The organism is Streptomyces monashensis, assembly GCF_001866665.1.
Taxonomy (GTDB): Bacteria; Actinomycetota; Actinomycetes; order Streptomycetales; family Streptomycetaceae; genus Streptomyces; species Streptomyces monashensis.
Window position 1 is genome coordinate 46,956 of sequence record NZ_MLYO01000063.1, and the last position, 11,537, is coordinate 58,492.

The window sequence follows — 11,537 nt, forward strand, 5'->3', positions numbered from 1 at the left end:
TCCACGGTAAACGCCGCGGGCAGGCCCGGAGTTCCGGAAGAACCCCGAACCTGCCCCGAGTCTGCCCGTAGGGGTCGGCCCTCAGACCTCAGCCGCAGGCCGCCGCCCTCCCAGCTGACAGCCGTCGGCCGTCAGCCCGTGACGATGTTCACCAGCTTCGGTGCGCGCACGATCACCTTGCGGACGGTCGCGCCGTCCAGTGCCCGGACGACGGCCTCGTCGGCCAGCGCGACCTTCTCCAGCTCCTCCTCGGAGATCGCCGGTGCCACCTCCAGGCGGGCCTTGACCTTGCCCTTGATCTGCACGACGCAGGTCACGGTCTCGTCGACGACGTACTGCGGGTCCGCGACCGGGAAGTCCTGGTGGACGACCGAGTCGGTGTGGCCCAGCTTGCGCCACAGCTCCTCCGCGATGTGCGGGGCCAGCGGGGCCACCATCAGCACCAGCGACTCGGCGACCGGACGCGACACCGCGCCGCCGGCCTTGGTCAGGTGGTTGTTCAGCTCGGTGACCTTGGCGATGGCGGTGTTGAAGCGCAGGCCCTCCAGGTCCTGGCCGACACCGTCGACGGCCTTGTGCAGGGCACGCAGCGTGTCCTCGTCGGGGGCCGTGTCGACCACCGTGACCTCGCCGGTGTTCTCGTCGACGATGTTGCGCCACAGCCGCTGCAGCAGCCGGAACTGGCCGACCACCGCGCGCGTGTCCCACGGGCGGGAGACGTCCAGCGGGCCCATCGCCATCTCGTACAGGCGCAGGGTGTCGGCACCGTACTCGGCGGCGATCTCGTCCGGAGTCACCGCGTTCTTCAGGGACTTGCCCATCTTGCCCAGCAGACGGGAGACCTTCTCGCCCTGGTAGTAGTAGGCGCCGTCGCGCTCCTCCACCTCGGCGGCGGGCACCGCGATGCCGCGGCTGTCGCGGTAGACGTAGGCCTGGATCATGCCCTGGTTGAACAGCTTGTGGAACGGCTCCGCGGAGGAGACGTGGCCCAGGTCGTACAGGACCTTGGACCAGAAGCGCGCGTACAGCAGGTGCAGCACGGCGTGCTCGGCGCCGCCGACGTACAGGTCGACACCGCCGTGCGGCTGGCCCGCGCGGGGGCCCATCCAGTACTGCTCGATCTCGGGGTCGACCAGCTTCTGGTCGTTGTGCGGGTCCAGGTAGCGGAACTCGTACCAGCAGGAGCCGGCCCAGTTGGGCATGGTGTTGGTCTCGCGGCGGTACTTCTTCGGCCCGTCGCCCAGGTCCAGGGTGACGTTGACCCATTCCTCGTTGCGCGACAGCGGCGTCTCGGGCTGGGTGTCGGCGTCGTCCGGGTCGAAGGTGCGCGGGCTGTAGTCCTCGACCTCGGGCAGCTCCAGCGGCAGCATCGACTCGGGCAGCGCGTGGGCGGTGCCGTCCTCGTCGTAGACGATCGGGAAAGGCTCGCCCCAGTAGCGCTGGCGGCTGAACAGCCAGTCGCGCAGGCGGAAGTTGACGGTGCCCTCGCCGATGCCCCGCTCCGCCATCCACGCGGTGACGCGGGCCTTGGCCTCGGTGACGGCCAGGCCGTCCAGGGAGATGTCGTCGTTCGAGGAGTTGATGATCTTCGCGTCGTACGACCCGAAGGCGTTCTCCCAGGTCGCGGTGTCGGTGCCGCGGCCGTCGGTGGGCTCCACGATGCAGTGGATCGGCAGGTCGAAGGCGCGCGCGAACTCGAAGTCGCGCTGGTCGCCCGCGGGGACGGCCATGATCGCGCCGGTGCCGTAGCCCATCAGGACGTAGTCGGCGATGAAGACCGGGACCTGCTCGCCGTTGACGGGGTTGGTCGCGTACGCGCCGATGAAGACGCCGGTCTTGTCCTTGGCCTCGGCCTGGCGCTCGACGTCGGACTTCGAGGCGGCCTGCGCGCGGTAGGCGGCGACGGCCTCGGCCGGGGTGGCGTGGCCGCCGGTCCACACCGCGCGCGTGCCCTCGGGCCAGGCGGCCGGGACGAACTTCTCGACCAGCGGGTGCTCGGGCGCCAGCACCATGTAGGTCGCGCCGAACAGGGTGTCGGGGCGGGTGGTGAAGACCGTGATCTTCTCGCCGTCGATCGGGAAGTCGACGCGGGCGCCCTCGCTGCGGCCGATCCAGTTGCGCTGCTGCAGCTTGATGGCCTCGGGCCAGTCCAGCTCCTCCAGGTCCTCCAGCAGCCGGTCGGCGTAGGCGGTGATGCGCATGTTCCACTGGCGCAGCTTGGCCTTGAAGACCGGGTAGTTGCCGCGCTCGGAGCGGCCGTCGGCGGTGACCTCTTCGTTGGCCAGCACGGTGCCCAGGCCCGGGCACCAGTTCACGGGCGCGTCGGAGGCGTAGGCCAGGCGGTACTCGCCCAGGACGTCGGCGCGCTCGCCGGTGCTCAGCTCGCTCCACGCGCGCGTGGAGCCCGGGATCGCACGCTCACCGGACTCGAACTGCGCGATCAGCTCGGCGATCGGGCGGGCCCTCCTCGCCTCCTCGTCGTACCAGGAGTTGAAGATCTGCAGGAAGATCCACTGGGTCCACTTGTAGTAGTCCGGGTCGATCGTGGCGAACGAGCGGCGCTTGTCGTGGCCCAGGCCCAGCCGGCGCAGCTGGGCCTTCATGTTCTCGATGTTGGCCTCGGTGGAGACACGCGGGTGCGTGCCGGTCTGCACGGCGTACTGCTCGGCGGGCAGGCCGAAGGCGTCGAAGCCCAGGGTGTGCAGGACGTTGTGGCCGGTCATGCGCTGGAACCGGGCGTAGACGTCGGTGGCGATGTAGCCCAGCGGGTGGCCGACGTGCAGGCCCGCACCGGAGGGGTACGGGAACATGTCCATGATGAACTTCTTGGGCCGGGCGACGATCTCGGGGTCGCCCCCCAGGTCGCCCTTGGGGTTCGGGGCCGCATAGGTGCCGTCGGCGTCCCAGAAGTCCTGCCAGCGTGCCTCGATGTCGGCCGCCATGGCGGCCGTGTAGCGGTGCGGCGCGACCTCCGCCGACGTGGCGGCGGCGGCAGCGGGGTTCGTCTCGCTCATGATCCTCAAAGCTCCATCGATCGTCTCTGCCTGCGGCTGTTCAAAGAAACGAAAAATCCCCTCACACAGGAGGGGACGCCGCGCCGATGCCGACCTCACGGGTTCGACCGGGGTCGGTGCTGATCAGCGCGGCCCGCTAAGCAGAAGGCGTACGGCACGCATGGCGTTAGGGTACCGCAGGCCCCGAGCGGGCCGCGACGGCCTTGAGCAAGCCGGGACGCGCGTCCGTATCCCTGATGGACATGCCAGGAACCCGCCGTAACTGAACCAAGGTCAAGAAATACATCGCGTACTGTCCCCTAAGGGACGCCGTCCAGTCATATTGCCCGTTGATAACAACGCAATAACTGAAACCCCCGTACCGATCGGTATGGCGCCGCTTAGAGTTCGGCAGCGGGACCGCTTTCCCGGAACTGCTCGGAGTTGCCCCCATGAACCCTCGTCGTAGTGCCAGCTCACTCCCCAAACCGGGCCGCTCGGCCTATGGGGTGGCGACCGCTGTCGCCCTGCTGCTGATACCCGTGATCGTGCTGGTCGGAGGCGGCCCGCTCCGCGACTTCCTGAACTTCGGCGCGGGCGTGCTGTCCCTGGTCTCGCTCAGCTGCTCGGTGATCTGGGGCCTGTTCGCCCAGGACCGGATCTTCCTGAACATCCGGCAGCGGATCGTCGGCCAGGCCGTCCACCGCACGCTGGGAATCGCCTCGATCGCGTTCCTTCTGCTGCACATCGTCACGAAGATCGCGCTCGGTCACACCCAGGTGATCGGCGCGATCATTCCGTTCTCGCTCGGCGTCACCGGAATCGGCGGTCTGATCGGCCTCGGCTCGACGGCGGGCCTTTTGATGATCTTCGTGGGTGTCACCGGCGCCCTCCGCAGCAATTTCGCCACCCCCGCCCCGGTCGCCGCCCGCTGGCGCGCGATGCACATGCTGGCCTACCCGGCCTGGTGCGCGGCGCTGATCCACGGCCTGTACGCGGGCCGCGCGGCCAAGCCGTTCTTCGTGATCTCCTACGGCCTGTCGCTGCTCGGCGTGATGGCCGCCCTGACCCTGCGCTCCGCCCCGCGCCCGGTCAAGCGCAGGGTCGCCGACCGCCTGGTGGCGCTGTTCGGCAGCTCGGAGCGGCCGGGGCTCGACGAGCTGGAGGCGAGCCGCTCCCGGGTCGCCGAGGCGGGCCTCGCCGGCTTCGGAAGCACCCGCGAGCCCGATGCGACGGCGGCCACGGCGGCCCCCTCGGCACCGCTGTACCAGACCCCCGCGGCCCCCTCCGGGCAGCCGGCGTCGGGCTTCGCGGCCGCCTACCGCGCGGTGTCCCCGCGCGGTGGCGCCCAGCAGCCGTTCGCGGCCGGCCAGACCGCGCGCATGGACCTGCCGCCGGACTTCCAGGCCACGGAGGCCATCCCGCGCGTGGACGGCCCGTCCAGCACCTCGGGCAGCTGGCCGATCCCGTCCCCGCCGCCGGTCGGCGAGGCCCCGCCGTCCGTGTACGACCCGCTCCAGGACACCGGATTCAACATTCCGGTCTACGACAATCCGGGCACGTCCGGATACGGCGGAAGTGAGATGTACGACACCGGTGAGACAAACGGCCGGTATGGCACGTACAACGCCAGTGACACGTACGACAACGGTCCCTCGACCGGACCGCTGCCAGGTTCGTCCTTCGACGCACCGGGTTCGGGCGAATCCTGGAACACCCCGTCCGGAGGCTTTAAGTGAACGAGGCCCTGCCCGACGTCCCCGAGGTCCGCGTCGTCGGCCTTCCGCAGCTCACGTCGGGCTTCGACCTTGTGGAACGACTCGACCTGCCCATGCACCTGAAGGTGCACGGGCCGCTCGATCCGCTGGGCGGCGAACAGCTCGCGCAGCTCGCCGAGAACATCAACCTCAAGGGCCGCGGCGGCGCCGGCTTCCCCTTCCACAAGAAGCTGCGCTCGGTCGCCGAGTCGGCGATCAAGCGCGGGGTGCGCCCGGTCGTCGTGGTCAACGGCAGCGAGGACGAGCCGGCCTGCCGCAAGGACACGGTGCTGATCAACCGCGCCCCGCACCTGATCCTGGACGGCGCGCTGCTGTGCGCGGAGGCGCTCGGCGCACGCACGCTCGTGATCGGCGTCACGCGCGAGTCGACCCAGCGCTCCATGGAGGCCGCGCTCGCCGAGCGCGGGCTGAGCAACAGCCGTAGATCGGCGCTGCGCGCGTGGGTGCAGCGCAACCCCGTGCGCATGGTCACCGGCGCCGCCGCGTCGCTGATCCGCTCGGTCGACGGCGGCCCGGCGATCCCACCCGGCCGCAAGATCAGCGCCTCGCAGAGCGGTGTCGGCGGGGCGCCCACGCTGCTGTCGAACGCCGAGACGTTCGCGCAGCTGGCCATCGCCGCCCGCATCGGCCCGGAGCGCTACGGCAACACCGGCCTGTACGACGAGCCGGGCACGGTCATGCTCACCGTCTCCGGCGCGGTGGCCCGCCCGATGGTCCTGGAGGTCCCCACGGGCGTGCCACTGCGCTACGTGCTCCAGCTGGCGGGCGCCCCGCCGGTGCCGCAGGGCGTGCTGACCGGCGGCTACCACGGCAAGTGGATCGACGCCGCGACCGTCGACGAGGCGATCGTCTCGCGCAACTCCCTGGACGCGGTGGGCGGTTCGCTGGGCGCGGGCGCGATCCTGCCGATCAGCCAGGAGACCTGCCCGCTGGGCGAGTCGCTGCGGGTGGCGCAGTGGCTGGCCGAGGAGAGCGCCGGCCAGTGCGGCCCCTGCTACCTCGGACTGCCCGCGGCCGCGCGCGGGATGGAGGACATCCTGAACGGCGGCGGACCGGCCGCCCTGGAGGCGCTCAAGCAGGTCGCGAAGAACGTCAAGCGCCGCGGGGCGTGTTCGCACCCGGACGGCTCCGCGATGTTCCTGGAGTCGACCATCAAGGCGTTCACCGACGACCTGGCCGCCCATGTCCTCGGCAACGGCTGCGGACGGCCCGTGGAGGGCGTTCTGCCGCTCTTCGAGGGAGGCAGGGCCCCTACGGGCATCCCGGGCGGCCAAGAGCCCGAGGAGACCGGCGCGAGCCGTCAGAAGATCTACGTCGACTGGACGCTGTGCCGGGGCCACGGGCTGTGCGCCGACATCCTGCCCGAGGTGTTCGAGCTGGGCGCCGACGGGTTCCCGACCGTCGCCCAGGCGCAGGTGCCGCGCTACGCCGAGGCCAAGGCGCTGCGCGCGGTGCGCCGCTGCCCGGCGCTCGCCCTGCGCCTGGAGGAGGACACGCGCGGGCAGGCGCCGTCGCGCAACCTGCCGGTCCTCTCGCAGGGCCGCGGACGGCGGGCCCTGGGCCGCTGAGCGGAGCGACCAACACGTCGAAGGCGGACCATCCTCGGGATGGTCCGCCTTCGACTTCTGTGGAGCTAAGGAGAATTGAACTCCTGACCTCCTGCATGCCATGCAGGCGCTCTACCAACTGAGCTATAGCCCCTTGTTTTGTTGTTTCGCCCGGTTCCCCCGGCGACGTCGTAAACATTACAGGGCCGTGGGCGGAGCGCAAAATCGGTTTCGGAGCCGCACCAATGTGCTCACGTATGTCCGTTTTGCACAGCAGTTGTCAGGCCGTCACGAACGAGTAGAACCGCTTGAGCGTGCAGTGTTCTTCGAGGAGGCGGCCGTAGATCGGCTCGCCCTCCAGCTCCCGGTACGTCTCGATCGGGTCGCCCTTTATGATCAGCGCCCGCGCGCATTCCTCGCACCAGTACTGGTAGTCGGGGTTGATCGGCTCCATGTCACGGACGATCGGCGTACCGCTGCCGCACCAGTCGCACTTTCGCCTGTGTGCACCCATCGATCAGCTCCAGCTGTGGCCGCAGGCCGTGCACACGTAGGAGATCCCGCCGTTGTCGCCGAGGACTTGGGCCACATGCAGGGAACCGCAGGAAGGGCAGAGCAGCCGGGTCGTCGTGTTCCGTATCAACGCCGCACCGAGGAGGTCGCCGCCCTCCCCAAGGATGCTCGCAGGCATCGCTACTCCCTCCCGTCGGGCCGCGCCCCCTTCCGGCCGTTTGATTCTGCCACGGGAACGCCTCCGGAGGGGTATACGAGCACGGGACCCCGAGCGACTCAAAGGCCGCCGCCGACAAACAGAAGATCCCGCCCCCTCGGGGGACGGGATCTTCTCACCGATCTCTGACACTCGACAGAGTGTCGATCAGTGGAGCTAAGGAGAATTGAACTCCTGACCTCCTGCATGCCATGCAGGCGCTCTACCAACTGAGCTATAGCCCCTAGTCACGCGGCGGAGCCGCATGATGTTTCGCTTCCCGCTCGGCGGGGCGAACAAGAAGAACTCTAGCCTGTGACCTGCCAGAAAGTGAAATCCGGGGTTCGGGAGCCCCGGCGGGCCGGCCGGCGGGTCAGTCGTCGTCGCCGAGGACGGGCTCCGGGAGGGTGCCGGCGTTGTGCTCCAGCAGGCGCCAGCCGCGGGCGCCCTCGCCCAGCACGGACCAGCAGCAGTTGGACAGACCGCCGAGGCTCTCCCAGTCCCGGGCCGCCAGCCCGAGGAGCCGGCCGATGGTCGTGCGGATGGTGCCGCCGTGGCTGACGACGACGAGCGTGCCGTCCTCGGGCAGCTTCTCGGCGTGCCGCAGCACGACGGGGGCGGCCCGGTCGGCGACCTCGGTCTCCAGCTCACCGCCGCCGCGGCGGACCGGCTCGCCGCGCTTCCACGCGGCGTACTCCGCGCCGTGGCGGGCGATGATCTCCTCGTGCGTCAGCCCCTGCCACACGCCCGCGTACGTCTCGCGCAGACCCTCCTCGCGGACGATGTCGAGACCGGTGAGGGCGCCCAGCTCGGCGGCCGTGTGCGCCGCCCGCTGGAGGTCGGAGGAGACGATCGCGTCCGGCCCCAGGGAGGCCAGCAGCCGGGCGGCGCGGCGGGCCTGGCCGACGCCGGTCTCGGTCAGCGCGACGTCCGTGCTGCCCTGGAAGCGGCGCTCGACGTTCCACGCGGTCTGGCCGTGCCGCCACAGGATGATGCGGCGGCCGCGGCCCTTGCGGTCGGTGACCTCTCCGGTGGCGCTCATCACCACTCCCCGCCCGGCCCCTGGTCTGCCTCGGCGGCCTGCTGCTTCGCGTGCGCCTCGGCCTTGCCGCGGGTGGCCTTGGCGTCGGCGGGCAGCTCCAGCTCGGGGCAGTCCTTCCACAGCCGCTCCAGGGCGTAGAAGACCCGCTCCTCGCTGTGCTGGACGTGGACGACGATGTCGACGTAGTCGAGCAGGATCCAGCGGGCGTCGCGGTCGCCCTCGCGGCGCACCGGCTTGGCGCCGAGTTCCTTCTGCAGGCGCTCCTCGATCTCGTCGACGATGGCCTTGACCTGGCGGTCGTTCGGCGCGGAGGCCAGCAGGAAGGCGTCCGTGATCGACAGGACGTCGCTGACGTCGTAGGCGATGACGTCGTGGGCGAGCTTGTCGGCAGCCGCCTGGGCGGCGGTGTGGATGAGCTCAAGGGAACGGTCGGTGGCGGTCACTACATGGCTTTCCGTCGGCGGTCTTTTGCCCCCAAGGGTCTCACGGACCGACCGGGGCACCCCACGTGATTAACGGGTCGCGCAGGGTGCCCCGGTCACCCCGGCCGGGAGGCGGCCGGGAGGCCGGCGGTCAGGAGGCGGACGGTTTGTAGTCCAGGCCGAGTACGACCGAGACGTCGGCGCCCGAGGAGACCGTGCCCTTGGCCACGGAGCTGCTCGGCAGGCCGAGGGTCTTGGCGACCTCGGTGGCGTTCCGCTGGGCGGAGGCGCCCGAGTAGAGCACCTTCGAGACGGCCTGGGTGCCGGTGGCGCTGCCGCCCTCCAGGAACGTGAAGCCGCCGTTGAGGAGCACCACGCGGGCCTTCTCCGTGTCGTCCTTCACACCGGTGGCGTTCTGCACGGAGACCCGGACCGCGGAGCCGGCGTCGGGGCTCTTCGCGGTGCCGCCGAGGATGTCCTTCACCACGCTGTCGCTGGTCTTCGCGCTCAGGGTGCCGTCGGTCTGCACGGGCAGCAGGGCGGTCTTGTAGTCGCCGCTCTTGGCGAGGTCGGAGAGCTTGGCGAGGAAGGTGCCGAGGTCCTTGTCGGTGAGCGGCGGGTCGAGGATCTGCGCCAGGGTCTGCACCGTGGTGATCGCCGCCGACGGGTCGGACGACAGCTTGCGCAGCGTGCCCTGCATGACCTGCCCGAACCGCTCCAGCTGGGCGTTCTCGTTCTCCCCGGGGGCGCGGTAGGTGGCGTAGGCGACGGCCATCTTGCCGCTGAGGGTCTGCTGGCTGCCCTTGTGGACGAGCGGCTCGGCACCGGCCTTCTTCGCGGTCGGGTCCGGCACGTCGGCGTTGGTGTCGATGTCGATGTTGCCGACCAGGTCGACCAGGTTCTGCAGGTAGGGGGTGTCGAGGCGCCAGGTGGCCTGGATGTTGGTGCCGAGGACGGTGCCGAGCTGGTCGCGGGTGCCGGAGGAGCCGTCGCCGTCCACCGACTTGGCGAGCGTCGTGGTGGCGCCCGAGTCGTCGCTCAGGGCGAGGTTGTTGGGCAGCAGCACGGTGCTGCCCTGCTTGGTGGTGGTGTTGTCGACCAGCAGCGCCGTGGACGTGCCGCCCTTGTCGGTGTTGTGCAGGTGGACGACGATCACGTCGCGCTTCTGGGCTCCGACGGGCGTGGCCGCGCCGGGCCCCGCGGCCGCGGAGGACAGGCCGGGCAGCTTTCCGGCGTACCAGAGGTAGCCGACACCGCCGACGGCGACCAGGGCGAGGACGACGACCAGGGCGACCAGCCGGCTGCGGGCGCGGCGCCTGGCCTCCTCGCGGCGCTCGGTGCGGTTCTCGGTGAAGTTCAGCCAGTCGATGACGTCCTCGGAGTCACCGTCCGGGTCCTCGACGAACGCGAACTGCCCGGTGCGGTGGTCCCGTTCGCCCCCGTCCCGGGGCTCAGCGGGCCGCTCCCCCGGTTCCCGCGGCCCCGGTGCCGGGCCGGGCTGGTGCGGGATGTGGGCGGTCTGTCCGGCAACCCGGGGCTGCTGCCCGCTGGTCGCGGCCTGCCCGTAGGGGTCGTGGCCGGGCACCTGCTGGGTGCCGGTCCCGTAGGGGTCGTACGGGTTCTGGGCCGCATAGGGGTCGTACGCCGGCTGCTGCCCCGAGTCGTAGGAGGGCACGGGCGGCTGCTGGCCGGTGGCGTAGGGGTCGTAGCCGTAGCCCTGTTGCTGGGCGTACGGGTCGTAGCCGGCCTGCTGGGTGTGCTGGGCCTGCTGCGCCGTGACCTGCTGGTAGACGGGCCGGCCGTACTCGTCGTAGCCGACGATCTCGTACGGGTCGGCGCCGTATCCGCCGTTGCCCGTGTCGTATCGGTCGTTCACCGGTGCCCCTCTCGGCTCACTCGCCGCGGTACAGCTCGCGCTTGGCGATGTAGCGCACGACTCCGTCCGGCACCATGTACCAGATGGGGTCTCCCTTCGCGACTCTCGCACGGCAGTCGGTGGACGAGATGGCGAGCGCGGGAACCTCGACCAGCGAGGCGCCGCCCTCGGGAAGGCCGGGGTCGGTCAGGTGGTGGCCGGGCCGGGTGACGCCGACGAAGTGCGCGAGGGAGAACAGCTCCTCGCTGTCGTGCCAGGTCAGCAGCTGGGCGAGCGCGTCGGCACCGGTGATGAAGAACAGATCGGTGTCGGGGTTGAGGGCCCTGAGGTCGCGCAGGGTGTCCACGGTGTAGGTCGGCCCGCCGCGGTCGATGTCGATACGGCTGACGGAGAACTGGGGGTTCTCGGCGGTCGCGATGACCGTCATCAGGTAGCGGTCCTCGGCCGGGGAGACCTTGCGGTGGGACTTCTGCCACGGCTGGCCGGTGGGCACGAACACCACCTCGTCCAGCTGGAACTGCGCGGCGACCTCGCTGGCCGCCACCAGGTGTCCGTGGTGGATCGGGTCAAACGTTCCGCCCATGACGCCCAGGCGTCGCTTGCCCGTGTGCACGGGGCCGGTAGGCATGTCCTGCTCTCCCATGCGTGCAGACCCTACCGGCCCGGCCTCCGAGGTCCCGCCGGGGACGGGGTCCCGGCTCAGCGGTCGCGGTTGAACCGCGTGGTGATCCACAGCAGGAGCAGCAGGATGACGAAGGCGCTGCCGCCGGTGATGGCCGGGTTGAGGCTGTTGTGGTGGCCGCCCTCGGCTTCGGCGAGGGTGACCATCTGGGCTGCGGCGCTGTGAAGGCTCATCTTCGGCAGGACCTAACGCGTGTGGGCGGGATAAAGATGTCGGCTCATCGTATGCGGGCGGCCCGGCGACGATCACGCCGACTCCGCCGTCGGGACCCGGCGGGGAACTTTCGCCGCCGCTCAGTCGTCCTTGCGCTTGTAGCCCCTGAGCAGGAACCAGGCGGTCAGCGCGCAGCCCAGGACCATCACGACCAGAACGATGCGGAGCAGATTCCCTGTCCCGTGCTGCTGGGCGGCGCTGGTGGCGGCCTCGGTCAGCCAGGCGGCTGCGGGGTGGTGATCCATCGGTGGACTCCTTCGGCTGTACTGCCCGTC

General features: G+C 70.4%; 11 protein-coding genes and 2 tRNA genes. 2 read left to right on the top strand and 11 right to left on the bottom strand.

Features of this window, described 5'->3' with window-relative positions; genetic code table 11:
• Window positions 1-131 precede the first annotated feature (131 nt).
• The gene (gene leuS / locus BIV23_RS33405; RefSeq protein WP_071384737.1) at window positions 132-3,014 is read right to left on the bottom strand and encodes a leucine--tRNA ligase; all 2,883 of its coding nucleotides are present in this window, start codon (window positions 3,012-3,014) and stop codon (window positions 132-134) included.
• 431 nt (window positions 3,015-3,445) lie between these two features.
• On the opposite strand from leuS, the gene BIV23_RS33410 reads away from it, so the two are divergent.
• Together BIV23_RS33410 and BIV23_RS33415 are read left to right on the top strand one after the other, a co-directional pair.
• Complete coding sequence (locus tag BIV23_RS33410) at window positions 3,446-4,732, top strand: ferric reductase-like transmembrane domain-containing protein (RefSeq protein WP_177240128.1); 1,287 nt, start codon at window positions 3,446-3,448, stop codon at window positions 4,730-4,732.
• A complete protein-coding gene (locus BIV23_RS33415; protein ID WP_071384739.1) occupies window positions 4,729-6,339 on the top strand; it encodes an NADH-quinone oxidoreductase subunit NuoF family protein in 1,611 nt (536 codons plus the stop codon). Before BIV23_RS33410 ends, BIV23_RS33415 begins: the two co-directional genes overlap by 4 nt.
• Before the next feature lie 60 nt (window positions 6,340-6,399).
• On the opposite strand, the gene BIV23_RS33420 is transcribed toward BIV23_RS33415, so the two are convergent.
• The 10 genes from BIV23_RS33420 to BIV23_RS49110 form a co-directional block, all read right to left on the bottom strand.
• Window positions 6,400-6,472 (bottom strand) — tRNA-Ala (locus tag BIV23_RS33420).
• 126 nt (window positions 6,473-6,598) lie between these two features.
• Window positions 6,599-6,832, bottom strand: a complete 234-nt coding sequence (locus BIV23_RS33425; protein ID WP_006136074.1) for a hypothetical protein — start codon at window positions 6,830-6,832, stop codon at window positions 6,599-6,601.
• Window positions 6,833-6,835: 3 nt separating this feature from the next.
• Complete coding sequence (locus BIV23_RS50735; RefSeq protein ID WP_177240129.1) at window positions 6,836-7,009, bottom strand: hypothetical protein; 174 nt, start codon at window positions 7,007-7,009, stop codon at window positions 6,836-6,838.
• Window positions 7,010-7,199: 190 nt separating this feature from the next.
• Window positions 7,200-7,272: transfer RNA gene (locus BIV23_RS33430), tRNA-Ala, on the bottom strand.
• 128 nt (window positions 7,273-7,400) lie between these two features.
• Window positions 7,401-8,069 carry a histidine phosphatase family protein gene (locus BIV23_RS33435; RefSeq protein WP_071384740.1) on the bottom strand — a complete coding sequence of 223 codons (669 nt, stop codon included), beginning with the start codon at window positions 8,067-8,069 and terminating at the stop codon, window positions 7,401-7,403.
• Window positions 8,069-8,512 carry a ribosome silencing factor gene (gene rsfS / locus BIV23_RS33440; RefSeq protein WP_071384741.1) on the bottom strand — a complete coding sequence of 148 codons (444 nt, stop codon included), beginning with the start codon at window positions 8,510-8,512 and terminating at the stop codon, window positions 8,069-8,071. The genes BIV23_RS33435 and rsfS overlap by 1 nt, the downstream gene beginning before the upstream one ends.
• 130 nt (window positions 8,513-8,642) lie before the next feature.
• Window positions 8,643-10,367 carry an LCP family protein gene (locus tag BIV23_RS33445; protein ID WP_071384742.1) on the bottom strand — a complete coding sequence of 575 codons (1,725 nt, stop codon included), beginning with the start codon at window positions 10,365-10,367 and terminating at the stop codon, window positions 8,643-8,645.
• Between the two features lie 16 nt (window positions 10,368-10,383).
• The gene (gene nadD / locus BIV23_RS33450; protein WP_071371006.1) at window positions 10,384-11,010 is read right to left on the bottom strand and encodes a nicotinate-nucleotide adenylyltransferase; all 627 of its coding nucleotides are present in this window, start codon (window positions 11,008-11,010) and stop codon (window positions 10,384-10,386) included.
• Between the two features lie 56 nt (window positions 11,011-11,066).
• Window positions 11,067-11,222 carry a hypothetical protein gene (locus tag BIV23_RS50740; protein WP_177235161.1) on the bottom strand — a complete coding sequence of 52 codons (156 nt, stop codon included), beginning with the start codon at window positions 11,220-11,222 and terminating at the stop codon, window positions 11,067-11,069.
• Between the two features lie 120 nt (window positions 11,223-11,342).
• The gene (locus BIV23_RS49110; RefSeq protein WP_107471343.1) at window positions 11,343-11,507 is read right to left on the bottom strand and encodes a hypothetical protein; all 165 of its coding nucleotides are present in this window, start codon (window positions 11,505-11,507) and stop codon (window positions 11,343-11,345) included.
• Window positions 11,508-11,537 lie beyond the last annotated feature (30 nt).